General features: G+C 67.0%; 19 protein-coding genes and 2 pseudogenes. 10 read left to right on the top strand and 11 right to left on the bottom strand.

The features are described 5' to 3' along the window. Nucleotides 1-53: 53 nt before the first annotated feature. From HLK59_RS02375 to HLK59_RS02365, 3 genes are all read right to left on the bottom strand, one after another. Nucleotides 54-1,109, bottom strand: coding sequence for a glycosyl hydrolase 53 family protein (locus HLK59_RS02375; RefSeq protein ID WP_346779628.1), 1,056 nt, complete (start codon nt 1,107-1,109; stop codon nt 54-56). Between the two features lie 223 nt (nt 1,110-1,332). Next, nucleotides 1,333-4,527: an alpha-L-rhamnosidase gene (locus HLK59_RS02370; protein WP_171139467.1), complete on the bottom strand. Its 3,195-nt coding sequence runs from the start codon at nt 4,525-4,527 to the stop codon at nt 1,333-1,335. 284 nt (nt 4,528-4,811) lie between these two features. Beyond that, nucleotides 4,812-6,233 (bottom strand): cellulase family glycosylhydrolase, encoded by a 1,422-nt coding sequence (locus HLK59_RS02365; protein WP_171139466.1) that lies wholly within the window; start codon nt 6,231-6,233, stop codon nt 4,812-4,814. A gap of 281 nt (nt 6,234-6,514) precedes the next feature. On the opposite strand from HLK59_RS02365, the gene HLK59_RS02360 reads away from it, so the two are divergent. Further along, a complete protein-coding gene (locus HLK59_RS02360) occupies nt 6,515-7,570 on the top strand; it encodes a LacI family DNA-binding transcriptional regulator (RefSeq protein ID WP_171139465.1) in 1,056 nt (351 codons plus the stop codon). A gap of 190 nt (nt 7,571-7,760) precedes the next feature. Here the strand turns inward: HLK59_RS02360 and HLK59_RS02355 are convergent, their stop codons facing one another. Next, nucleotides 7,761-8,807 (bottom strand): LacI family DNA-binding transcriptional regulator, encoded by a 1,047-nt coding sequence (locus HLK59_RS02355; protein WP_171139464.1) that lies wholly within the window; start codon nt 8,805-8,807, stop codon nt 7,761-7,763. A 109-nt stretch (nt 8,808-8,916) separates the two neighbouring features. Between HLK59_RS02355 and HLK59_RS02350 the strand changes: the two genes are divergently transcribed. The 4 genes from HLK59_RS02350 to HLK59_RS02335 are packed head-to-tail and all read left to right on the top strand — an operon-like array spanning nt 8,917 to nt 12,925. Then, nucleotides 8,917-10,095, top strand: a complete 1,179-nt coding sequence (locus HLK59_RS02350; protein ID WP_171139463.1) for a phytanoyl-CoA dioxygenase family protein — start codon at nt 8,917-8,919, stop codon at nt 10,093-10,095. A gap of 16 nt (nt 10,096-10,111) precedes the next feature. Beyond that, nucleotides 10,112-10,873: an SDR family oxidoreductase gene (locus tag HLK59_RS02345; protein WP_171139462.1), complete on the top strand. Its 762-nt coding sequence runs from the start codon at nt 10,112-10,114 to the stop codon at nt 10,871-10,873. A gap of 31 nt (nt 10,874-10,904) precedes the next feature. Continuing rightward, nucleotides 10,905-11,909 carry a Gfo/Idh/MocA family oxidoreductase gene (locus HLK59_RS02340; RefSeq protein ID WP_171139461.1) on the top strand — a complete coding sequence of 335 codons (1,005 nt, stop codon included), beginning with the start codon at nt 10,905-10,907 and terminating at the stop codon, nt 11,907-11,909. Then, entirely contained in the window at nt 11,906-12,925 is a 1,020-nt protein-coding gene (locus HLK59_RS02335) for a Gfo/Idh/MocA family oxidoreductase (RefSeq protein ID WP_346779627.1), read from the top strand. Before HLK59_RS02340 ends, HLK59_RS02335 begins: the two co-directional genes overlap by 4 nt. Nucleotides 12,926-12,983: 58 nt before the next feature. On the opposite strand, the gene HLK59_RS02330 is transcribed toward HLK59_RS02335, so the two are convergent. The 4 genes from HLK59_RS02330 to HLK59_RS02315 are packed head-to-tail and all read right to left on the bottom strand — an operon-like array spanning nt 12,984 to nt 17,035. Continuing rightward, nucleotides 12,984-14,003, bottom strand: a complete 1,020-nt coding sequence (locus HLK59_RS02330) for a Gfo/Idh/MocA family oxidoreductase (protein WP_171139460.1) — start codon at nt 14,001-14,003, stop codon at nt 12,984-12,986. 28 nt (nt 14,004-14,031) lie between these two features. Further along, on the bottom strand, nt 14,032-14,934 hold the full coding sequence (locus tag HLK59_RS02325; RefSeq protein WP_171139459.1) for an ATP-binding cassette domain-containing protein: 903 nt from the start codon (nt 14,932-14,934) through the stop codon (nt 14,032-14,034). 5 nt (nt 14,935-14,939) lie between these two features. Then, a complete protein-coding gene (locus tag HLK59_RS02320) occupies nt 14,940-16,013 on the bottom strand; it encodes an ABC transporter permease (RefSeq protein WP_171139458.1) in 1,074 nt (357 codons plus the stop codon). A 5-nt stretch (nt 16,014-16,018) separates the two neighbouring features. After that, on the bottom strand, nt 16,019-17,035 hold the full coding sequence (locus tag HLK59_RS02315; RefSeq protein ID WP_171139457.1) for a sugar ABC transporter substrate-binding protein: 1,017 nt from the start codon (nt 17,033-17,035) through the stop codon (nt 16,019-16,021). A 321-nt stretch (nt 17,036-17,356) separates the two neighbouring features. Here HLK59_RS02315 and HLK59_RS50395 point away from each other — a divergent pair. The 5 genes and pseudogenes from HLK59_RS50395 to HLK59_RS02295 form a co-directional block, all read left to right on the top strand. Then, nucleotides 17,357-17,452 (top strand): annotated as a pseudogene (locus HLK59_RS50395) (5-dehydro-2-deoxygluconokinase); the annotation flags it as partial. Continuing rightward, nucleotides 17,453-17,593: pseudogene (locus tag HLK59_RS50390) on the top strand (deoxyribose-phosphate aldolase); the annotation flags it as partial. It lies immediately after the preceding pseudogene. 236 nt (nt 17,594-17,829) lie between these two features. After that, a complete protein-coding gene (locus tag HLK59_RS50385) occupies nt 17,830-18,063 on the top strand; it encodes a 5-deoxy-glucuronate isomerase (protein ID WP_240982138.1) in 234 nt (77 codons plus the stop codon). Further along, nucleotides 18,060-19,559: a CoA-acylating methylmalonate-semialdehyde dehydrogenase gene (gene mmsA / locus HLK59_RS02300; RefSeq protein ID WP_171139455.1), complete on the top strand. Its 1,500-nt coding sequence runs from the start codon at nt 18,060-18,062 to the stop codon at nt 19,557-19,559. The genes HLK59_RS50385 and mmsA overlap by 4 nt, the downstream gene beginning before the upstream one ends. 2 nt (nt 19,560-19,561) lie before the next feature. Further along, a complete protein-coding gene (locus HLK59_RS02295) occupies nt 19,562-20,335 on the top strand; it encodes a GntR family transcriptional regulator (RefSeq protein WP_171139454.1) in 774 nt (257 codons plus the stop codon). A gap of 92 nt (nt 20,336-20,427) precedes the next feature. Here the strand turns inward: HLK59_RS02295 and HLK59_RS02290 are convergent, their stop codons facing one another. From HLK59_RS02290 to HLK59_RS02280, 3 genes are all read right to left on the bottom strand, one after another. Continuing rightward, the gene (locus HLK59_RS02290) at nt 20,428-21,276 is read right to left on the bottom strand and encodes a sugar phosphate isomerase/epimerase (protein WP_171139453.1); all 849 of its coding nucleotides are present in this window, start codon (nt 21,274-21,276) and stop codon (nt 20,428-20,430) included. Nucleotides 21,277-21,431: 155 nt separating this feature from the next. After that, on the bottom strand, nt 21,432-22,319 hold the full coding sequence (locus tag HLK59_RS02285; protein ID WP_171139452.1) for a sugar phosphate isomerase/epimerase: 888 nt from the start codon (nt 22,317-22,319) through the stop codon (nt 21,432-21,434). Further along, nucleotides 22,316-23,263: an NAD(P)-dependent oxidoreductase gene (locus HLK59_RS02280; RefSeq protein ID WP_171139451.1), complete on the bottom strand. Its 948-nt coding sequence runs from the start codon at nt 23,261-23,263 to the stop codon at nt 22,316-22,318. Before HLK59_RS02280 ends, HLK59_RS02285 begins: the two co-directional genes overlap by 4 nt. Nucleotides 23,264-23,265 lie beyond the last annotated feature (2 nt).

Below are 23,265 nucleotides of genomic sequence, written 5' to 3'. Positions count from 1 at the left end.
CTCGGCGACCGCGCGGTCACGTCGGTGTCGCAGCCGCGCAGTGGCCGGCACGGTCACACGTCGAGGAAACCGTCCATCGCTGCCGTGGGTTGCCAGGTGCTCTCGTCCCAGGCTGAGCTGTTGTAGCCGGCGAACGACGGGTAGCCTTCGGGCTCCCAGAAGAAGGTGCCGAGGCCCCCGAAGCTCTTCAGCCCGGTGATGAACGCCCGCAGCGAGTCGCGCACCTGGGCGGGCTTGCCCACCGGCCCGCCGTACTCCACCTGCATGACCGGCCTGCCGTAACTGGACTGGATGGTCTCCATGTTGGCCAGCACGACGGGCACGTTGCCGCCCTGCGCGTAGGAGGACAGTCCGGTGATGTCCCACTGCCCGCCGTTGTCCTGGTAGGCGTCGAGGAAGGTCTGGATGCTGGTGTAGTTCTGCGGCTGTGCCAGGTGCACCATCACCGGGGTGCTCGGGAAGACATGCTTGGACATGTCGTAGGCGGCGTTCAGCAGGCCCGTCATCTGATCCGGGTTGCTGATGCTGCCGATGGGCTTGCAGATGCCGGAGTTGGTCTCGTTGCCGATCTTCACCCAGGCCGGCGTCACGTCGTAGTACTTGATGATGTTGCAGGAGTGGTAGACGTAGTCGTACATGGCGTCGAGCATCTGGCTGTAGCTCATGCTCGCCCAGGCCGCCGGCGGGGTCTGCTCGCCGACCGAGTTCCACTCGTCGCCGAAGTGGAATCCGATGAGGACCTGCATGCCGGCGTCCGCGGCCCGTTGGGCCATCTGCGCGGTCTCCTCGATGCTGCAGTGCCCGTTGGCCGGATCGCTGGACGGGTTGACCCAGGTCCGCAGGCTGACCGCGGTGATGCCGTACTCCTTGAGGATGGTGAACAGGTCCTGCCGCACACCCGCGCTGTTGTTCCAGTAGTAACCCTGTGCCTCCATCTGCGGCATCCAGCTGATGTCCGCACCCTTGGTGAACGTCGTTGCCGCTTCCGCTGAGGTTGTCAGGGTCCCGGCACCCAGGGCGAGCGAGCCCGCACCGGCCGCAGCACCCAGCAGCACGGTTCGGCGGCCCACACCGGCCTGTCGTTGCTCTCGTTCCTGTCTCGTCCCCACTTTTCACACCTCACTCGGGTAGTTGACGGACATGCCACAGGTGCGGGCTGCCGTCCTATCGTTCTGGTGCCGTGTTCGCATGGCGCGCTCTGCCGCGAGCCGCCGCCGGGCCACGGACCACAAATTGCAGGTTCATGACAGATCCAGCAATGCGGATCCAGCCCGAATACAACTCACGCCAGTCCGCGCGAATCCATCGGGCGACTGCGCCTTCCGGTTCCGGTCACGCCTTTGCCGTTCTGAAGATGTAGTGGCCGCTCGGCACCGTGTAGAGCTTGTAACCGCCGGCCGACCGTCCCGGGATAGCTCGGGACGGTGCGATCACCTTCTGGCTACCCGTCATGGGCACGTAGATCGTGCCTGTCCGGTTGACCGGCACCTCTACGGTGAGCGTGAGTTCACCGTTCTTGCGTTTCCAACTGACCGAGACCGTGCCGCCGTTGGTCTGGAACGAGGTGGAGGCTCGTTGGAGACTCGTCGGCATGTGCGGCTTCACGACGACCTCGGTTGTTGCTCCGCCGGTCTGAGCGAGTCCGGCGATGTCAGCGAGCAACCAGTCTTCCGCTGTACCGAGGAAGGGATGACCCTTCGATCGTGGGCTCGCCGTCCATTGCTCCCAAAGGGTGGTCGCACCGTTCACCATCCACTCGCCATAACCGGGCGCGGTCCGTTGAGTGGCGGCTTCGTAGGCGGTGTCGAGGTGTCCGTACCGGGTGAGCACGCGGAACAGCCACTTGGTGCCCAGCACGCCAGTACCAAGGTGGTTGCCCCGGGCCACGACGTCGGCAGCCACGGCATCGACCACGGCTCGACGGTTAACCGCGGGCGTGATCCCGAACGCGACTGGGAGCACGTTGTTGGTCTGCAGGAATCGGGCCTCGCTCGTAGTCCGGTAGGTCGAGGTGGCGGTGCTGAAGTAGTCGTTGTTGAAAGCCGTCCGTGCAGAGGCTGCGTAGCCTGAGAACGTCACGGCGTCGTCGGTATGGCCGAGCTGCTTGGCAATACCGGCGAACTGGTCGAGTGTTCGGTACGCGTAGGCGCGCGCCACCAGTTTCTTGTCGTCAGCGGTGTTGCACACGCTGTCTCCGTCAGGACATACCCAGTCGCCCCAGAGTTCGACGGGATTGTCGGCTTCGGACCACTCGTGCTCGGCGTATGCCCTGAGCTGTCCGTAACGGGCGGCGACGGCCTGTTCGGCGTCGTAGTTGCGCAGGAGCAGGGCGGCTACTTCGGTGAAGGCGTTACCCCATGCGGCGCTGGACAGGTCCGCTGCCTTGGTGGGGGCTGGGGCCCAGGCAGGCAGGTCGCCGTCGTCGCGCTGGCTGTCGGCGATGTCGTTGTACCACTTGGTGTAGAGGGCCTTGGTATCGAAGTTCCGCATCGTCGCATCGGCCATGAGTGCCCCATCGCCGAGCCAGGGCAGTTTTTCGAGGTAGGACCCGTCGGTGGGTGCTGCGAGCACGAAGTTGTTCAGGACTGTTTCCCGGCCGGCGTTGTGGACGAAGTTCAGCACCTCGTCGGACGAATCGAAAGTTCCTACGCTCCGAACGTCGTTGTGGATGCGCAAGGCGGTGACCGGGGGTGCGGTGGCGCCGTTCGGCAAGCCACTGACTTCGATGTACTGGAAGCCTTTGTGGGTGAACGACGGGGTCCAGGTTGCCGGACCCGAGCCGTTACCTATGAAGGTGTCGTCCTGCAGGCGGTTCCCGGCGACCACTGCTCGCCCGTTGCTCCCGAGCGACTCGGCATAACGGATTCTGACCGCAGTGCCGGCGGTCACGTCGAGCGTGATGCGCGCGTTGCCGGAGATGTTCTGGCCGACGTCGTAGACGAACACTCCCGGGGCCGGCGTGGCAGGTCTTCCTAGGTTGATTTCACCGACGACGCGCGAAGGCTCGATCGGGCTGGCCTGCAGGCGTGCTGTGCCGTTGCCGACGGTGACGGCCGACGCCCATCGGCTGTCGTTGAATGAAGGGGTGTTCCAGCCGGGCTGCTCCAGCCGGGCGTCGTAGCCCTCCACTTCCGGGAGTACTGTGCCGTTGGCAAAGGGCATGGATGGTCCCAGTGCGGCGGTCCAGCTGGTGTTGGTGGGGACGGACTTCGTTGTGCCGTCCGCGTAGGTCACCTGGAGCAGCGCCTTTGTCCGGAGGACGCCGTCCCATGCGCCGCGGTTGTCGGGCGTGGCCCAGGCGTGGATGCCGTTGAGTGTTCCCTGACCGAGCGCGATACCGATGGTGTTCTCGCCCTGCCGCACCGCAGACGTGACGTCGATGCCGTCGTAGTAGGTGACCTTGTCGTACTTGGTCCATCCGGAGCCGAGCACGATGGTTCCGACCGGTGCGCCGTTGAGAGACGGCGCGTATGCGCCGAGACCCGAGATGTAGAGGGTTGCGTTGGCGATCTGCTTGGTGGCGGAGAAGTTCGTGCGCAGAAGCGGCAGGCCGAGCAGCGTGCTGCCACCCCGAGCGGGGGCCGTCTCATGGGCGTACGTGGCGACGGTCGTCTGCGGTCTGGTTTCTACGTACTGCTTGGTAGTGACCCGGAATTCGGTGGGGAACCCGGCGCTGCGTCCGTCTACTGCCCCGACGTCGGTGCGCGGGTAGAGGACCACACGGTCCACGCTGCGTTCGGCGCCGAGGTCGAGGTCCAGGACGATCGGCTCTGCGGAGACGTCGGCCGACGGATGCAGGGTGGAGGAGTACCCACGTCTGCTGCTGTTGGCGGAGTCTGTCGTCCCGTCGACCAGATAGCTCGGGTTCCACCCCGACTTGAGGAGCGTGTCCGCGGCCGTCACGTGGGCGCCTGCGGCGACGTTCGTCCCGTCGGCTCCGTCTCGGGCTTCCACTTCGGCCAATTGCAGCCTGCGGCCGGTCTCACCGACGGCCGGTAAGCCCAGGCGGGTTACTTCCAGGCTGAGGATTCGCGCCGTGGTCGGCGGGAAGGTGACCACGACCGGCTCGGTCTTGTCGGTCACAGGTACTCCGTGACCCGCCGCCCAGTCCCTTTCGGAGATCCAGGTGGCCCCGTTCCAGTCCTGGTCGCGGAGCATCCCCGTACCGAATCGGTAGTCCGGGCTCCATCTGCTCCAATCACCGGCGGCGTCCTGTACCCGCACGTGCCATACGTAGTGGTGCTTCGCCGTGAGTAGTGGCCCGCCGTAGGTCATGGAGGCGGCGCCGCCGGTCTCGGCACGCCGGGTCCAGATCGGATCGGCGGTCCGTCCTGCATCACGCACCTCGACCTCGGCCGCCTTGACGGCAATGTCAGGCAGGCTGGACTCGACGCTCCAGGCGAACTCGGGTTTCGTGGTGTCGACCGCGAGCGGGGCGTTCAGCCCCTGGGTGATGCCGCGGACGACCGTGAGCGGCGATGTGCGGTCGGGCGCAGCCACCGCCCCCGACGGCGTGATCGCCGCCACGGTGGCCAGGGCTACGAGTAGTGCATAGGCCGCTACTGACGCGATCGCATGACGTCGAAGTCTCACACCCACTCCAATCGTTTTATTCGCCAAGTCGACGAACTCGAGCTCTGCGGTGTTGAACGGCTCAGCAGAGTGGGTGAGGGAAGGCTCCCGGACCTGAGGCGGCTGACAGTTACGGGTGGTCACCCGCAAAAGGCGTCCAGCGGATGTCCCTTTCGAGTTCTCTGGCTGGTCCTTTTCAGCGCCCGTCAGCAAGGCGTGAGGACGCGTGCAGGGTGCAGCTATTCGGCTAACACGACCGCCACCGCAGAGTAGGCAGGGACGTCGACGGCCTTCACGATGACGCTCCCGTCGTGGACGGGCACCCGGTTCACGCGGGTGGGCCTGACAGCGGTATTGGTCCCCGTGTCGGCTGTGAACGTGGTCGCCTTGACGTTCCTCTTGGTGCAACCGGTGGCGTTCAGAGTCGCATTGACACTGACCTGGCCAGCGGTGTCATTGACGAGGATGACGCCCTTTTGCCCCCGCGCGTTGGTGAAGGCCATGGCGTTGGTCAGCCCGCCGGCGTCGGTGGCCGCGGTGGAGAACTGACCTTTTCCGAGGCCGGCGGCGACGGACATCAGCCGGTAGGCCCGGGTCTGCGGCCAGAGAGTCGCGCTCGTTCCGTCCCAGTCGTAGATCGCCTGGGCGATGACGCACCCCGGGCAGTTCTCTGCCGGGTCCAGTTCGACATTGCCCGGAAGGGCCGACATGAACGCGGCTCCGGTGATCATCGGCTGGTTGGCGAGGTTGATCAGTGTGTTGGCGACAAAGGTGGTCGCCCGGTTCCCGACGACCTGCGGGGCTGTGGTGTCGCCGTGGTAGTTGTGGTTCCACTCGTTGAGGTACACGGGTATGCCTGAGTGGCCCGTGGAGTCGAGCAACGCCTTGAGCTCGGGCAGCTTGGCGTTCCCCACGATGTCGTCGTAGTAGGCGTGATACGAGACGAACTGGATGTCCGTCGCAGACAGCCTCGGGTCCCGGAGGATGGTTCCCATCGCCCCGAAGTCCCCGCCCTGCTCGTTGTCTCCGTCACCGCCCACGACGACCTTCTCGTTGACGTCCCGGATCGCCCGCACCGTGTAGAAGTACAGGTCGGCGGCGGCGGTCCGCTGGGATCTGTAGGGGCTGCCCGTGCGGTCGACCATGGAGGAGGTCATCGGCTCGTTGAGGATATCGATCTGGTCGATCTTCGACGAGTAGCGCGCGACCACCTTGCGGATGATGTCCTGCCAGACACTCCAGTCCTTCGGGATTCCGCTGTAGGTTCCGCTGTAGGTCAACCAGGCGGGCGCCTGAAGAATGTTCAGCTGTGTGGTCATCCCGTTCGCCTGGGCGTGACCGAGCCAGGAAAGCACACTCCAGTCCCAGTTGTCCGGGTTCTGGATGTCGTCGACGTTGTTCACGTAGTCCTGGAGGGTCATCCCCGGGAACTTCTCGACGAAGAGCCGGTCGACGTGCAGGGTGCCTCTCTCGAGCTTGACGCCCACCTTGCGGAACTTCGGATAGACATCGTCCTGGTGCTCGCGGCTGGGCTCGTTGGCGAGCCCGAACAGAGCGGGCTGCGCGGCGGGGTTCACTGTCTGGGTGAAGTCGGCGGTCACGGTGACCGCTTCGGCAGATGCCGGCGCGGCTGCCGTCAACGTGCCGGCCACGGTGAGCATTGCGGTCGCGGCTGCGGCTGCGGCAAGTCCTCTGAGTGTTCTCACAGATACGCTCCGATCTCGACGCTGAGACAGAGGTGACTAAAATCGCTTTCAGGTGCGGTTCCGTGTGGAGAGTAGTTCAGGTGCGGAAGTGCAACAAGAACTGGGACAGGATCCAGGCGTGTAAGCTAAAACCGATTGCAGGATGGGCCTCGAAGGCTGTTGATCGACCCACTTGAGTGCCGTCAGGGTGCTGGGCCCATCGCCTGTGGTCGGGACTGAAAGGAGAGCCGAGCATCATGGCCGACGGGGACGCCAAGCCGCTGTCGAAACCGAGGCGGCGAAGGCCTGGCCGAGCCGTGACGATCGAGGATGTCGCCCGGGTCGCGGGCGTCTCGAAGGGCACTGTGTCGCGCGTCCTCAACGGACATGACTGGGTCAGCCCCAAGACCCGGCAGGCGGTCGCCGAGGCGATGGCGTCGACCGGCTTCGTCGCGAATGCCAGCGCGAGGTCGCTGGCCACGAGCCGCACGGGCAACATCGCCTTCGTGCTCGGCGCACCGCCGGTCCGGCTGTTCGAGGATCCCAACTACGCGGTGCTCCTCCAAGTGATCACCGAGGAGCTGGCCCAGCTCGACTACGCGTTGATGCTGCTCACGGCGAGCACCCGGGAGGAACAGGCGCGAGTCGCCAAGTTCGTCAGGGAAGGCCATGTGGACGGAGTCATCCTCGTCCTGGTGGGCGAGGCGGGTACCGACGAACTCATCTCTCTGCTCCGCAGCAGCCGCATCCCGGCCATCGCCTGCGGTCACCCCTTCGTCGGGGACGATCCCCTGCCTTTCGTCGCTGCCGACGACACGCCCGGGGCTCGGCAGCTGGCCCGTCATTTCCTGGCGCGCGGCTACCGCTCGACTGCGGTGATCGCCAGTCATCTTGAGACCAGCGGCGGAAAGTCACGGGTCGCGGCGTTCACCGGTGAGGCTCCCGGCCTCGTCCGGGATGACCTGATCATCGAAGCACACGAGTACTCCAGGGCAGCCGGCCAGCACGCGATGCGGACTCTGTTGGAAACCCGCCCCGACATCGACTCCGTTTTCGCCGCTTCCGACCTCCTCGCCGCCGGGGCCATAGACGCCCTGCATGAGGCAAGAATCGTGGTACCCAGGCAGATCGCCGTGGCCGGTTTCGATGACTCGGCCATCGCGCAGCAGACCGACCCGCAGCTCACCACAGTCCGGCAGTCTGTGGCCGATGTTGCCCGCCAGTTGGTCGCGCAGCTGAGGATCGGCCTCGACGCGGGCGTCATGGCTTCCGTCACCGTTCCCACCCAGCTTGTGGTCCGCGAGTCCGCCTGACACACCTCCGCCTGCTCAGCGTCCGGGGCGGTCGGCGGGCGGCCTCCTCAGGGCTGTCGGCGGATTCCGTCGGTGGCACGTACGGCACCCGTGGTGCTTCGGGCAACGCTGCGTGACGGACCGCGGACACTGTACGGAAATGCGGTGTTCCCAACGGGGGGCTTGGCCCAAGGCCCCCTCTCCACGCCATTCATGCGACGACTGGCACAGACGGGGCCCCTGGCGGCATATTGACGGGCGTGACCACCTGAATCGCCGAGGGCAGCGAAGGGCCGTCGTCGGGCAATGCCTTGTGAGCACGCATGATGATCTGGCAGGCGCGGCGCATGTCCTGGCGCAGGTCGTGGTAGAGGACTGCGGACAGGCGCCGCTCGCGCAGCAGAAGCGTGTTGTCATGGTCCAGGTCGTGGGCGATGAAGACCGCGCACTCACGCCCAAGCGCGTCGAAGGCGTCGAGGGTCGCGAGGTTGCCTCCTCCAACCGAGTAGACGGCGACGATGTCTTCGTCGCGCTTGAGCGCTTCGAGCACGAGATCACGCTGGGTGGCGTCCAGGCCATCACTGTCGGTGACCTCCACCAGATATCGCCCAGGGTGTTCGAGGCGCATGGCGCTGCGGAAGCCCATCTCACGCTCCTCCTCGCCACGGAAGGAGCCCCGGCTGATGGTGGTGAGCACATTGCCGGACCGATTGCCGAGCCACTGACCGAGGAGGTAGGCGGCGGTGGTGCCCGCCGCGCGGTTGTCGATGCCGACGTACGCCAGGCGCGCGCTGTGGGGCAGGTCGGTCACCAGCGTGACGACGGGAATGCCGACCGCCACCAGTCGGCCCACAGCAGCGGAGATGTCCGGCACATCGGGGGCCTTGAGGATGACACCCTGCGAACCTCGCGTGGCGATCTTGTCCAGGGTGCCGATCAGTTCGTCGGCGGGGCACGTCTCTCGGAAGTGGAAGCGCGAGCGCACGACGGCTGGGTGCAGGGAAGGCAGTTCGGCCTCGAGCGCCTCGCGCACGGCAGTGGAGAATCGCTCCGGTGCCTGCATCACAATGTCGATCATGAAGGTACGGCCCCCGATGCGAACCTGGGTCTGCTGACGGTCCAGGTCCTTGATGGCTTGATGCACCTCCCTGATGGTGCTCTCCCGCACGTTGCCCCGGCTGTTGAGCACCCGGTCGACCGTGGCCGTGCTCAGCCCGGCCTGGCGGGCGATTTCCCTGATCGGATAGGTGTGGCGCATGACTGATCCCTAAGGACAATGATGGACTTTTGATGTGGTTGTGAGGATTGAATGATGGGTCCGCGTTATCAAGACTGGCAGAAATACAAGGACTGCGAAAGGACCCGGGATGTCCCCCATGGCCGCGGGATCACGGACTTGGATGACCGAGGCCGACTGCGATCTCGACGCATTCCGTCGGCTGGTGGAGCAGCACACCGAGCCTGGCGATTACCCCTCTGCCGAAGGGGTGGAACAGGCGGTGCTGATCTATCACAGTGACCGGCTCCGTGGCCTGGTGACCACCCGCGAGGGACGTCGGGATGTGCAGGAAGAGCTGGTTGGGGCGCTGCTGGACGGGCCCGGCGTTGTCGTCCTCAAGCGCGCGTTCACCGAGGCGGCCGTCATGGACCAGGCGTCGGAGGTCTTCCACGCGCTGATCGAGGAGGAGCGCACGAGTGGTACGGCCCGCGGCGACCACTTCGCCGGTCCGGGCGCGAACGACCGCGTCTGGAACGCCATCGACAAGGTCGCTGTGCGGGTACCGGAGGTGTTCGCCGACTACTACTCGAACGACATGCTGGAGCTGGTCGCCGAAGCCTGGCTGGGCCCCGCCTACCAGGTGACCTCGCAGGTCAACGTGGTCAACCCGGGCGGGGCCGCACAGAGTGCGCACCGCGACTACCACCTCGGCTTCCTCACCCAGGAGCGCGCCGCCGCCTACCCGGCACACGTGCACCGTCTCTCCCCAGTGCTGACCTTGCAGGGTGCGGTGGCCCATGGCGACATGCCCGTCGAGTCGGGCCCGACGCTGTACCTGCCGCACTCGCAGAAGTTCGAGCCCGGCTATCTCGCCTGGCGACTGCCGCAGTTCGTCGAATACTTCGACACTCACCACGTCCAACTCCCGTTGGAGAAGGGCGACGCGGTGTTCTTCAACCCCGCGCTCTTCCACGCCGCCGGGCACAATCGCTCCGCCGGCATCCGGCGCATGGCCAATCTGTTGCAGATCTCCTCCGCCTTCGGGCGCGCCATGGAGACGGTGGACCGCGAGGCGATGGCCAACGCGCTCTTCCCGGTGCTGCTGCGCCGCAAGGCGGAGGGCGCCTCGGAGTACTGGCTACGTCGTGTGATCGCCGCCACGGCAGACGGCTACCCCTTCCCCACCAATCTGGACCTCGACCCGCCGGTCGATGGTCTCGCCCCGCCATCTCAGGCGGACACCGTCTGGCAGGCCGTTGTCGAGGGCTGGGCCCCCGAGCGGCTGCGCCAGGAACTGCAGGCGAGCGCCAAGCGCCGCCGGAGCTGAAGGGAACACAGCATTCATGGGACTCCTTGAGGACAAGGTCGTCCTCGTCAACGGCGGCAGCCAGGGCGTCGGCGCGGCCGTCGTACGAGCGGCCGTACGGGAGGGCGCGAGCGTCGTCTTCAGCGGCCGCCGGGCCGACGTGGGCGAGAAGCTCGCCGCGGACACGGGCGCGCGCTTCGTGCGGGCGGACCTCTCCGATCCGGCGCAGGCGGGCGACGGCGTCGTACAGGCCGTGGACGCGCACGGGCGCATCGACTGCGTGGTCAACGCGGCCGGACTGACGTCGCGCGGCTCGCTGCTGGACACCACACCGGAGCTGTTCGACCAGCACATGGCGATCAATCTGCGTGCGCCGTTCTTCGCGATGCAGGCGGCGGTGGCCGACATGACGGCCCGCAAGGCGCCGGGCACCGTCGTCAACATCATCTCCAACTGCGCCCACGGCGGACCGCCCCATCTGGCCCCGTACTCCGCGGCAAAGGCCGGTCTGGCGGGCCTGACACGTAACGCCGCCCACGCCCACCGCTGGGACCGGATCCGAATCAACGGCCTCAACATCGGTTGGACGGACACCGAGGGCGAGGACGCCACGCAGCGCGCCTTCCACGACGCGGGCGACGACTGGCGGGAGAAGGCCGCCCAGTCGCAGCCCATGGGAAAGCTCGGCCAGGTCGACGAGATCGCCGACTTCGTCGTCTTCCTGCTGTCCGACCGCAGCGGGGTGGTGACCGGTTCGGTCATCGACTGGGACCAGATCGTCTTCGGCGGCCAGGACTGAGCTGCCCTCGGGCTGAAAGAACGGGATTGTCATGCGTATAGGCATCATGGGACTGGGTCGGATAGGCGCATTCCACGCGGAGACCCTCGCCGGACTGGACGCGGTGGACTCTCTGGTGGTCACCGACCCGGTGGCCGCAGCCGCCGCCTCTGCAGCCGAAAGATTCGGGGCCACCGCGGTGGACTCCCCTGAGGCCGTGTTCGCCTCCGGCGTCGATGGCGTCGTCATCGCCGCCGCGACCGACGCACACCCCGACCTCATCCTCTCCGCCGTGAAAGCGGGCGTCCCCGTGTTCTGCGAGAAGCCCGTGGCCCGCGGCGTCGAGGAGAGCCTGGAAGTGCTGCGAACGGTGGAGGGCAGCGGCGTCGAGGTGCACATCGGCTACAACAGGCGCTTCGACGCGGGCTGTGTCGCCGCGCGCCGGGCCGTGGTCAGCGGTGAACTCGGCGACCTGCACACCGTACGGTCCACCACTCTCGACCCCGCCCCGCCGCCGCCTGCGTACGTGGCCGTCTCCGGGGGCATATTCCGCGACTGCAGCGTGCACGACTTCGACATCGTGCGCTGGGTGACCGGCAGCGAGGTCGCCGAGGTGTACGCGACCGGAGGCAACCGGGGCGCGGAGTACATCCGCGAGGCGGACGACGTCGACACGGCGTCCGCCCTGCTCACCCTTGACGACGGAACCATCGCCGTCGTATCCAACTCCCGTCACAACGCCCGCGGTTACGACGTACGTCTGGAACTGCACGGCATGAAGGACAGCATCGCCGTCGGCCTGGAGGACAAGTTGCCGCTGCGCTCCGTCGAACCGGGCACGGCATTCCCGGCCGGCACGCCGCACACCTTCTTCATGGACCGCTTCACCGCCGCCTACCGCGCCGAACTCACCGCGTTCACCGAGGTCGTGGCGGGCACCCGTCCGTCCCCCTGCACGGTGGCGGACGCCATCGAGGCGAGCTGGATCGCCGAGGCGTGCGCTCTGTCGCTGCGCGAGCACAGGCCCGTACGGCTCGAGGAGGTGCGCAAGGGGTGACGAACGAACCTCTGCGGATCGGTGTCCTGGGGGCCGCCCGGATCGCCGAACTCTCGATCGTCGGACCCGCCCGTGCGGGCGGTCACCGCCTCATCGCGGTGGCCGCCCGCGACCGGCACCGGGCGGAGGTCTTCGCCACCGCCCACGGCGTCGAACGCGTCGTCGACTCGTACGCCGCTCTGCTCGCCGACCCCGAGATCGAGGTGGTGTACAACCCGTTGGCCAACGGCCTGCACGGGCCGTGGAACCTGGCCGCTCTCCAGGTCGGCAAGCACGTGCTGACCGAGAAGCCGTCCGCGAGCAACGCGCAGGAGGCCGCCGAGGTGCAGGAGGCCGCCGCCAAGGCGGGCACCGTGTTCATGGAGGGCTTCCACTACCTGTTCCATCCCGTCACCCGGCGCCTGCACGAACTCCTGGACGGCGGGGAGTTGGGCGACCTCCGGCACATCGAGACCATGGTCGCGATGCCGGCGCCCCCGGAGGGCGACGTACGGTGGTCACTCCCGCTGGCGGGCGGTGCCCTGATGGACCTGGGGTGCTACAGCCTGCACGCCCAGAGCTTCCTCGCTCCCTGGGCGGGTGGCCGGCCCGGGCTGGTCGCCGCGCGCGGTGGAGAGCGCGCCGGTGCTCCAGGGGTCGACGAGTGGCTGTACGCCGATCTGGAGTTTCCGAACGGCGTCACCGGCAGCGCCCGCTGCCACATGGGCTACCACAGGTGGCGGATGAGCTGCCGCATCGTGGGCTCGCGCGGTGAGGCGACGGCCGTGAACTTCGTGCAGCCCCACTTGGACGACCGTGTGGTCGTCCGCACGGCCGCCGGTGAGCGCACCGAGGAACTGGGCCGCCGGTCCTCGTACACCTACCAACTCGAGGCCTTCGCTGCCCATCTGCGCGACGGTGCGCCGCTGCCGCTCGACGCCGACGACGCGCTGACCACCATGCAGCTCATCGACGAGTGCTACCGAGCCGCGGGGTTCTCTGTCCGGCCGCGTACGGCGCTACTGCCCGTCGGCTGAGAAGCACGGGTGAGGGCGGTACCGGACCGGTACCGCCCTCACCCGTCTTGTGTACGGCCTACTGGTAGAAGGCGGGCTGCTCGATCAGCTCGACCTCGACGCGCCGTCCCTCCCGCTGGGACATGACACCCGCCTCGCACACCGCTGCGGCCGCATAGCCGTCCCAGACACTGGGGCCGATGACCTCCCCACGCCTCGTGGCGTCCACCCATGCCTGAACCTGACGGTCGTACGCGTCCTCGAAACGCTCGACATAGTCAGGTGTGATCCGCCCGCCCCAACGACCGTCCGCGCTGACCCGCGGCCCGTGCTCGTCACCGATGCGTACAGTGCCCCGTTCGCAGACCGCTTCGGCATGCACCTGATAGCCGTAGCCGCAGTGGCCGAAGATCTCGACGTCGACGAGTGCTCTCGACTCGGTTTCGAGAAGGACGAACTGAGGGTCGTTCATACCTGCCGGGGCGTGTGCCGACGGAGCCGGCTTGTACACGGTGACCGCTGTGATCTCCTGATCGAGGAGCCAGCGGGTCACGTCCATCTCGTGCACCACCGAGTCGTTGATGAGCATCTCCTCGGTGAACGACGGCGGCATGGCCAGGTTGCGATGCCGGTGATGCAGCATCAGTGCCCTGCCCAGCTCCGCCTTGTCGAGGAGGCGCTTGAGGTTTATGTACTCGGCGTCGTAACGCCGCATGAAGCCCACCTGGATACGTCGGTGCCCGAGCTTCTGTTCCGCCTCGAGGACACGAAGTGCCGAAGCCGCATCCGGGGTGAGCGGCTTCTCGCACAGCACCGGCAGGTCATAGCCGATGGCCTCGAGCAGGGCCGCCTCGTGGGCGGGTCCCGGGGAGGCGATGAGGACGGCGTCCACGTCCTGCGCGGCCATGGCGGCCGCGGGTTCGGTGTACGCCGTGCAGCCGTCCATCGCGTCGGCGAGCGTCTTGGCACGCTCCGCCTCGATGTCGACGACAGCGGTCACGCGTGCGCCGCTGACGACATGCTGGAGTCTGCGCACATGGTCCGTACCCATCTTGCCGGTGCCGACGACGGCGACGCCAAGTGCTCGCTGAGATGGCATGTTCTGATGTCTCCGCTGCTGGTGAAGGTCAGTTGGCTTGCGGTGCGCCTACCTGGAGGTCTGCCGCCTCGGGCAGTTCCTCGACGTCGACGCCGCGGACCTGCGACAACTCGTGCTTGAGCGCGGCGAGTTCGGCACCGCCTGCCATGTGGTTGGTCAGCTCCTCCAGCGTGATCTCGCTCCGGTCGGCCGACAGTTCCATGGTGCCCAGGCGCAGGACGCTGAAATGGTCGCCCACCATGTAGGCGTGGTGCGGGTTGTGGGTGATGAAGATGACGCCCAGTCCACGGTCGCGGGCGGCGGCGATGTACTTGAGCACCACTCCGGACTGCTTGACGCCGAGGGCGGCGGTCGGCTCGTCCAGGATCAGGACGCGGGCGCCGAAGTAGACGGCGCGGGCGATGGCGACGCACTGGCGCTGGCCGCCGGAGAGGGTGCCGATGGGCTGGTCCAGGTTGTCCAGGACGATGCCCATGTTGCGCAGTTCCTCGTCGGCGGTCTTCTTCATCGTCTCGATGTCGAGGCGACGCGCCGGCCAGGGGCCCTTGGTCATCTCGGAGCCGAGGAAGAAGTTGCGCCACACCGGCATCAGCGGGACCACGGCGAGGTCCTGGTAGACGGTGGCGATGCCCTTGTCCAGGGCATCGCGCGGGGTGGAGAACCGCACCGGTTCGCCGCGGACGAGGAACTCGCCTTCGGTGTGCTGGTGCAGACCAGATATGATCTTGATCAGTGTCGACTTGCCGGCGCCGTTGTCGCCCAGGACGCAGGTGACCCGGCTGGGGAACACCTTCAGGTCCACGCCATGCAGCGCATGGATGTTGCCGTAGGACTTGCCCGCGTTGCGCAGTTCGGCGAGGACGGTGTCCTTCGTTGACACGCTCTCACTGAGGATCGGACCGGGCGTGCCGGTTCCCTTGGTGCTTGTCATTCCGATCACCTCCGAGTCGCCGTGCGGCTGACCCACAGATTGATGAGGACGGCGCCGAGGAGCATCACGCCGAGGAAGGCCTTGAACCAGTCGGGGTTCCAGCCGGCGTAGACGATGCCCTGGTTCACCATGCCGAACATGAAGGCGCCGAAGACCGGGCCGATCGCGGAGCCGGAGCCACCGGTCAGCAGGCAGCCGCCGATGACCGCCGCAGCGATGTAGATCAGCTCCTGGCCGACGCCTTCACCGGACTGCACGCTGCTGAAGGAGAACAGCTGGTGCATGCCGACGAACCAGGCACCGAAGCCGACCAGCATGAACAGCGAGATCTTCGTGAAGGTCACCGGAACACCGACGGCCCGCGCGCTCTCCTTGTTGCCGCCGACGGCGAAAATCCAGTTGCCGTACTTGGTGCGCAGCAGCACCCACGTCGCCAGCGCCGCGAAGACTAGCCACCAGACCACCGTGATCTTCACCTCGACACCACCGATGTCGAAGGTCGAGGCGAAGACGGACTTGGCCTGGTCGAAGCCGTCCATGTCACTGATGCTGTCGGTGGCGACGTTACCGGTGACCAGTTTGGTCACCGCGAGGTTCACGCCCTGGAGGATCAGGAATGTACCGAGGGTGACCAGGAAGCTCGGCAGGCTGGTCTTCGTCAGCATCCAGCCGTTGAACAGGCCGACCGCCAGCGACACGAGCAACGCGACGAAAACACCCACCCAGACGTTCGCCGTCAGCTGGAAGCTGACCATGCTCGCGGTCAGCGCCGAGGTGATCACGGCTACGCCCGCTGACAGATCGAACTCCCCTCCGACCATCAGCAACGCGACTGGCAGGGCCATGATTCCGATCGTCGACGACTGGTACAGGATGTTGGCCATCGAGCTGCCCTCGCGCACCGGCGGCGCGGAGATCAGGAAGAACACGTACACCGCGACGGCACCGAGGAAGACGCCGATCTCCGGTCGGGCCAGCAGCCTCAGCGCCAAGGAGCGTTCGGCGGTGCGGCCATCCTTCTGACCGGCCGGCGGGGCCGACGACGAGGAACTCGTCGCCGGTGCCGTTGTCTGAGTCATGCCGATCACCGGGTCCCCTTCGCGGCGAACTTGGCAATGGTGTCGATGTTGGTCTTGTCGACAAAGGCCGGGCCGGTCAGCACTGGTGCCTCGCCACCACCGCTGTAGTTGCCGTTGGTCTTGTACAGCCAGATGGCGTCGACCGACAGATAGCCCTGCAGGTACGGCTGCTGGTCGACGGCGAACTCGATGTCGCCATCCTGGATGGCGCCGACCAGGTCCTTGTTGAGGTCGAAGGTGGCGAGCTTGGCCTTGCTGCCCGCGTCGGCGATCGACTTCACCGCAGTCAGTGCGAACGGGGCGCCGAGCGTGACCACCTGGTCGATGGAGGAGTCCTGCTGGAGCTTGGCCGTGATCGTCGACTGCACCGACGGCATGTCCGTGCCGTTGACGTAGAGGACGTCCGTCTTGCCCTCGAAGCCTTCCTTGACGCCCTTGCAACGGGCCTCCAGGGCAACGTGCCCCTGCTCCATGATCACGCAGATGTCGTGTTTGACGCCCGCGTCGTTGAGCTTGCGCCCGAAAGCCTTGCCGGCGACGTACTCGTCCTGCCCGAAGTACTCCAGAAGGCCCTGCTCCTTCCAGTCGTCCACACCGCCGTTGAAGCCCACGACGGGGATGCCGGCGGCCTTCGCCTTGGCCACGACGTTCTTCATGGCGTCGGGCTTGGCCAGGGTGACCGCGATGCCGTCGACCTTCTGGTCGATCGCGTTCTGGACCAGGTTGGCCTGGTTGGAACCGCTGGGGTCACTGGAGTAGATCAGCTTGACGTTGTCCTTGGCGGCGGCGGCCTCGGCACCCTTGCGGATGGTGTCCCAGAAGGTGTCACCGGGAGCCGCGTGCGTGATCATCGCGACCGTCATGCGGGGAGTGTCGGCCTGGCCGGCCGAGACGTCGTTCTTGGCGTCCTCGGCCTTCTCGCCTCCGGAGCTGGAACAGCCGGCGACGAGCAGGGCGGCCGCCACTGCTGCGGCAAGCGCGGGGGCGATTCTGCGGGAGCGGGGGAGGTATGAACGAACCATCTTTCCGGCACCTCACTGTGCGACGGGAGAAAGAGAGAAGCGGCTGACCGAGCGAACGCTGCGGATCACATGCCGTTAACACGGCTGTTGCCTATGACGAGATAGAACCGTCACGGCACTCCGGGGTCAACGCTTGTAAATGCATCATTTATCCATCAAGGAAAGATGTCAGAACAATTGCTTGACGCCGCTTGCGCATGACCTCTAAACCTGAAATGGCCGGGACCCCGGTCTTTGCCCTTCAACTTCCTGGTCGCGACGGGAAGATGTCTGCCCGCATGCAGGAGAGCCGCGAATGAAAGATCCTTTGATGCAATAACCATGGGTCGGCCCGGCGTCGACATATATCCGCTCCAGACCGGCGTCCCCTTGGAAAGAGTCGAAAGCTTCGGCAACTTCCTGGGCTGGTCCGCCACCGAGGCACAGGCCGCGTACGAGAAGTGTCGCAAGGCCCTCCAACTGCCCACCGTGCAGGATCTGGTCGTCGGCCGCTCACTGCTCCACCCCGCCTCCAGCAGCGTGGAGGCCCCAGTTGACTCGACTTCAGGCCTGCTGTGAACCACTCCCTCTTGAAGGAGCTCACATCATGATCCTCGCGCCTGAGCCACGCGGTCAGGACCACGCGTGTCACCTCCCTGCGGGCAGGGCCGCAGGCGGCTTGTACGCCCTTGACGTCACACCCTCGACAGTCGGCTGGGCGTTCTCCAGTCTGCGCGTCCCGACCTGCCGCCCGGGCCGGCAACGGCCGCCGCAAACGCCTCCTGACCAAAGTCCGCGACGGCGACATCGTGCTCATGCCCGACGCCTGGCACGGTCCGTCAGTCGTCGTGCCCGGCCACGACATGTACTACGTCAACGCCATTGCCGACTGGCACGGACCGCGCCCGGCTGATCTGCGACCACCCCGGCCCTGCCGGGGTTCACGACACCTGGGCCGACCGACCTCGTCTGCCCCTCTACACCTCGCAGAACAGCCGCCGCGACCGTTCCTGAGTCCGGCCGCCCGAAAGGAAACCCGCACCCGATGAAGAGCCTCGACCACTGGATCAACGGCAGGCCCAGCAAGGGTTCGTCCGAGCGCTACGGCCTCGTCCACAACCCGGCCACCGGTCACCAGGAGAAGCAGGTTCCCTTCGCCTCTGTCGAAGACGTGGATGCCGCTGTCGCAGCGGCGAAGGACACGTACGCGACCTGGGGCAAGTCGTCCCTGGCGAAGCGGAGCACTATCCTCTTCAAGTTCCGCGCGCTGCTGGACGCCAACCGCGACGCGATCGCCGAGCTGATCACGGCGGAGCACGGCAAGGTGCACAGCGACGCGCTGGGCGAGGTCGCGCGCGGTCTGGAGATCGTCGACCTGGCGTGCGGTATCACCGTGCAGCTGAAGGGTGAACTGTCGACGGAGGTAGCGAGCCGCGTAGACGTCTCTTCCATCCGTCAACCCCTCGGCGTCGTCGCGGGCATCACGCCGTTCAACTTCCCGGCGATGGTCCCTATGTGGATGTTCCCGATCGCCATCGCGTGCGGCAACACCTTCGTCCTGAAGCCGTCGGAAAAGGACCCGTCGGCGGCGATGAAGCTGGCCGAACTGCTGTCCGAGGCGGGCCTGCCGGACGGCGTCTTCAACGTCGTCCACGGCGACAAGGTGGCGGTGGACCGTCTCCTCGACCACCCCGACGTCAAGGCGGTGTCGTTCGTCGGTTCGACTCCCATCGCCCGCTACATCCACACCACGGCCTCGACGAACGGCAAGCGCGTCCAGGCCCTGGGCGGCGCCAAGAACCACATGCTGGTCCTCCCGGACGCGGACCTGGACGCGGCGGCGGACGCCGCTGTCTCGGCCGCCTACGGCTCGGCGGGCGAGCGCTGCATGGCGATCTCGGCGGTGGTGGCGGTAGGCGCGATCGGCGACGAGCTGGTGGAAAAGATCCGCGAGCGCGCGGAGAAGATCAAGATCGGCCCGGGCAACGACCCGACGTCCGAGATGGGCCCGCTCATCACCGCAGCGCACCGCGACAAGGTGGCGTCGTACGTCACGGGCGCCGCGGCGGAAGGCTCCGAGATCGTCCTGGACGGCAGCGGCTTCACTGTCGAGGGCTTCGAGGACGGCCACTGGATCGGCATCTCGCTCCTCGACAAGGTCCCGACCACGGCGAAGGCCTACCAGGACGAGATCTTCGGTCCGGTCCTGACGGTCCTGCGCGTGGACACGTACGAGGAGGGCCTGGCGCTGATCAACGCCTCCCCCTTCGGCAACGGCACCGCGATCTTCACCCGGGACGGCGGCGCCGCCCGCCGCTTCCAGCTGGAGGTCGAGGCCGGCATGGTCGGCGTCAACGTCCCGATCCCCGTCCCGGTGGGCTACCACTCCTTCGGCGGCTGGAAGGACTCGCTCTTCGGGGACCACCACATCTACGGCAACGACGGCACCCACTTCTACACCCGGGGCAAGGTCGTCACCACCCGCTGGCCCGACCCGGCGGACGGGCCTTCGGGCGTGGACCTGGGCTTCCCCCGCAACCACTGACCATGCCCGGGCACCGGAAGGTGATCGGCGGTACGGCAGTGCTGGACCTCGCCATCGACCGCAGGAGCCCTGTACCGCTGTACCACCAATTCGCCCAGCAGTTGGAGCAGGCCATCGAGCATGGCCTGCTCCTTCCGGGCGCCCTGCTCGGCAACGAGATCGACCTCGCCGAACGGCTCGGCCTGTCCCGACCCACCGTCCGGCAGGGCATCAAGGCCCTGGTCGAGAAGGGACTGCTGGTTCGGCGTCGCGGCGTCGGCACTCAGGTCGTGCACAGCAGGGTCAAACGTCCTCTGGAACTGACCAGCCTCTACGACGACTTGGAGGAGGGCGGGCAACAGCCGAGCACACGGGTGGTACGCAACGACGTCGTGCCCGCGTCTGCCGAGGTAGCCGCAGCTCTGGGCATGCGGAAAGGCGACAGCGTGGTCCGGCTGGAGCGGATCCGCTACGCCGACGGACTCGCCGTGGCCGTCCTACGCAACCACCTGCCGACGGACCTGCTGCTGGATCTGGACACGGCACGGCTGGAGGCTACGGGGCTCTACCGGCTTCTGCGCGCTGCCGGCATCGGCCTGCACAGCGCGCATCAGGCGATCGGCGCCCAAGCAGCCAACGCCGAGGACAGCGCATACCTCGACGAACCCGAGGGCGCGCCGCTGCTCACCATGCGGCGCACGGCGTACGACGGCACCGGGGAGGCTGTTGAGCACGGCACGCATCTCTACCACGCCTCGCGGTACGTCTTCGAGTTCCAGGTGCTCATGCGGACGTAGGGGTTCGGGCATGCCCCGATCTGCCCGAGGCAGATGGAAACAGGGGTGGTGGGGATGAGCGTGGTTTCGTCCCCACCACCCCGGTGGCGCGTTTACTTCAGCAGTGCCGCAGCACTCCCGTACGCCGCCTCGGCGGCCTCCGCGACCGTCAGTGAGCGGTGTGCGTCGGAGAGGATCTCCACGCCCCAGGGGCCGGCCCAGCCGGCCGTACGGAGCGCGGTGATGATCCCCGGGAGGTCGAAGGAGCCTTCCCCGCACAGGCGGCGGCGCCGGACGGTGTCCTCGAAGAGAGTGCCGAGCACCTGACTGTCGGCGTCGTTGAGTTCCACGCCCACGATGCGTGATCCGGGCACCTTGGCCAGGTCCGAGGGTGGGGTGTGGGCGCGCTCGGTGTGCCAGACGTCGATGATGAGGCCGCCTGCCGGGTGGCCTGCGGCCTCCACGAGCCGGAGGCCGTCGTGCACTGTCTTGATGTTGGACCAGGGCAGAAACTCGATCCCGAGCCGGGTGCCCACGCCGTCGGCCTGCGTCGCCAGCGTGGCGAACTCCTCGGCCCAGACGTCGAGATCCCACGGCTCGTCCTCCACGTCCGGCCCAATCTTGATGTGACGCGCGCCGAGTACCTCGGCGGCCCGGAGAAGGTCCCGACGGACGTTGTCCGACTCAGCGCGCCGGGGTCCGTCGGTCCACCAGTCGGTCAGGAACTCCAATTCGATGTGGACGAGGCCGTTGTCCTCGAAGAGGGATCGGACGCCCGCGAGCCCGTGCTCGCGCTCGGCCTCCGTCAAGTCGGCGTACAACAGCCCGAACCCCTTGAACCCGGCGGCGCCCGCTGCTTCGGCCCGATCTCGCAGGTTCAGCGGACTGCGCTGGTCCTTCCGGTCTGGAGCGGTGTCGCCGGCGGTCGTCCAACAAGTAGCCAGCACATCCTCAGCAGTCATTTCCATTTCCCGTATTTCTCAAGTTCGGAATGATGTCGACACGCGACGAATGACCGCTCCAGAAGAGAAACGAAGTCGCCTCGAATTCTTTGGCGACCCGCACTCACTGGTCAATCATCCAGAAGCCATCAAGAACACCTCACAGCGGTATACGATCACGCGATTCCGCGCAGTACGGAGCGAAGGTGTTCGGCACTGGCCCACACGTCTTCGACCGGACCTCTTTCCTTGGGTTCCTCAATGAGGATGGTGTCCTGCTCCAGGACGTACCAGCCGTCGTATCCGCGGGTGGTGAGATGGGTGACAATGGCCTGCACGTCGACGTCGCCAGCGCCGAGTGGGCGGTACATACCCGCTCGTACGGCCTCGGAGTAGGTGAGGCGGCCCGACTGAACCTTGGCGGCGAGTGAGGCGTCCACGTCCTTCAAGTGAGTGTGGGCGATCCGCTCGGGTACCTGCCGGGTGAGTTCGGCGGGGTCGGTGCCGCCGATGAGCAGGTGGCCGGTGTCGAGGCAGAGGGAGATCGACGAGTGCTCCAGGACGCGCCGGACGTCGTCGCCGTTCTCGACCATCGTGCCGACGTGCGGGTGCAGGACGGCGCGTACGCCGCGCTCGGCGGCCAGCGAGGTGAGCCGATCGAGGTTGGACAGCAGCAGCTTCCAGCCGTCGGCGTCGAGTTCGGGGCGGGAGTCGTAGCCGTCCTGGCCGGTAATGGCCGACAGGACCAGGACTTCCGCGTCGGCGGCGGCGTAGTTCTCCAGGAGCTGTTCGACCTCGGCCAGCGGGTCGTGTCCGGGCACGTGCAGCAGGAGCGGGGTGAAGCCACCTACCGCGTGGAGGTCGTGGTGGGCGAGGACCTGAGCCATGGCGTCCGGTGCGGCGGGGAGGAAGCCGTCGGGGCCGATCTCGGTGGCGGCCAGGCCGACCTCGCGCATCTCCCGAAGTACGCGTTCGGGTGTCAACTGGTAGCCCCAGCCGGGCACTTCGCACACACCCCAGGAAATGGGCGCGCCGGCGATCCTGTTCAACTGCGGGGTGTTCATGCCGTGGCCTTTCGGTGGTTGAAGTCGGGGTCGGCGACCGCGGCCGGCGGCCGGCCGGCGAGGACGTCCGCGACACCACGGGCGGCGTCGACGAAGGTCAGGGTCATGGCCCGGCGCGTCATGCCCATCAGGTGCGGGGTGAGGACGACGTCGGGGTGGTCGAACAGCGGGTGGTGGAGGGCCGGCTCGGGGTCGAACACGTCCAGTCCGACACCCGACAGCCGGCCCGACTCCAGGGCGGCCAGGGTGGCGTCCGGATCGAGCAGGCCGCCCCGGCCGCAGTTGATGAGGACCGCTCCCGGCTTGACCCTGACCAGGAGTTCCTCGTCCACGAGGTGCCGGGTGCTGTCGGTCAGCGGGGTATGCAGGGTGAGTACGTCACTCGCCTCAGCGAGTTCACCGAGGTCGGCGCGGGCGGACTCGGGCGGCGGCGGGCTGAAGGGGTCGTACGCGAGTGTCCGCATGCCGAAGACGGCGGCGAGTTCTGCCACCCGGCGCCCGATGCGGCCGTAGCCGACGATCCCCAGGGTGGCACCGTCCAGGTCACCGACCGGTACGGCGTTCCGCTCGGCCCAGCGCCCCTCCCGCACCAGCTCGGTCAGCGGGTTCAGCCGCTTGGTCAGGTGCAGGGTCATGGCGAAGACACCCTCGGCCACGGCCCGGCTGCCGCTGTGGGGGGTGATGACCACCGGGATGCCGCGGCCCGAGGCCGCCGCCACGTCGACCAGATCGACGCCGACGCCGGTACGGGCGATGACCCGCAACCGTGGTGCCCGCTGGAGGAGATCGGCGTCGACTCTCCGATCGGCGCGGACGATGGCGCCTTCGGCGACCGCCAGCTCTTCCGGTGTCGGATCGGTGACGAAGGTGACCCGCTCGCCGAGAACGGGACCCACGGTGTCGGCGTCGACGGGGCCGAGAGCCACTACGACGTGCTTGGACATGC

This window comes from Streptomyces sp. S3(2020), assembly GCF_013044505.1.
Taxonomy (GTDB): Bacteria; Actinomycetota; Actinomycetes; order Streptomycetales; family Streptomycetaceae; genus Streptomyces.
Note: the sequence above shows the minus strand (reverse complement) of the source record. Positions and strands in the feature narration are given on the sequence as shown.

Excerpts from the sequence above, each read along its gene's own strand:
- HLK59_RS02330 (WP_171139460.1), bottom strand. The coding sequence starts at position 14,003 with ATGCCATCTCAGCGAGCACTTGGCGTCGCCGTCGTCGGCACCGGCAAG.
- HLK59_RS02350 (WP_171139463.1), top strand. The coding sequence starts at position 8,917 with ATGTCCCCCATGGCCGCGGGATCACGGACTTGGATGACCGAGGCCGAC.
- HLK59_RS02360 (WP_171139465.1), top strand. The coding sequence starts at position 6,515 with ATGGCCGACGGGGACGCCAAGCCGCTGTCGAAACCGAGGCGGCGAAGG.
- HLK59_RS02280 (WP_171139451.1), bottom strand. The coding sequence starts at position 23,263 with ATGTCCAAGCACGTCGTAGTGGCTCTCGGCCCCGTCGACGCCGACACC.
- HLK59_RS02320 (WP_171139458.1), bottom strand. The coding sequence starts at position 16,013 with ATGACTCAGACAACGGCACCGGCGACGAGTTCCTCGTCGTCGGCCCCG.
- mmsA (WP_171139455.1), top strand. The coding sequence starts at position 18,060 with ATGAAGAGCCTCGACCACTGGATCAACGGCAGGCCCAGCAAGGGTTCG.
- HLK59_RS02340 (WP_171139461.1), top strand. The coding sequence starts at position 10,905 with ATGCGTATAGGCATCATGGGACTGGGTCGGATAGGCGCATTCCACGCG.
- HLK59_RS02355 (WP_171139464.1), bottom strand. The coding sequence starts at position 8,807 with ATGCGCCACACCTATCCGATCAGGGAAATCGCCCGCCAGGCCGGGCTG.
- HLK59_RS02325 (WP_171139459.1), bottom strand. The coding sequence starts at position 14,934 with ATGACAAGCACCAAGGGAACCGGCACGCCCGGTCCGATCCTCAGTGAG.
- HLK59_RS02295 (WP_171139454.1), top strand. The coding sequence starts at position 19,562 with ATGCCCGGGCACCGGAAGGTGATCGGCGGTACGGCAGTGCTGGACCTC.
- HLK59_RS02315 (WP_171139457.1), bottom strand. The coding sequence starts at position 17,035 with ATGGTTCGTTCATACCTCCCCCGCTCCCGCAGAATCGCCCCCGCGCTT.
- HLK59_RS02365 (WP_171139466.1), bottom strand. The coding sequence starts at position 6,233 with ATGCTCACCGTGGCCGGCACGTTGACGGCAGCCGCGCCGGCATCTGCC.
- HLK59_RS02345 (WP_171139462.1), top strand. The coding sequence starts at position 10,112 with ATGGGACTCCTTGAGGACAAGGTCGTCCTCGTCAACGGCGGCAGCCAG.
- HLK59_RS50385 (WP_240982138.1), top strand. The coding sequence starts at position 17,830 with ATGCCCGACGCCTGGCACGGTCCGTCAGTCGTCGTGCCCGGCCACGAC.
- HLK59_RS02285 (WP_171139452.1), bottom strand. The coding sequence starts at position 22,319 with ATGAACACCCCGCAGTTGAACAGGATCGCCGGCGCGCCCATTTCCTGG.
- HLK59_RS02290 (WP_171139453.1), bottom strand. The coding sequence starts at position 21,276 with ATGACTGCTGAGGATGTGCTGGCTACTTGTTGGACGACCGCCGGCGAC.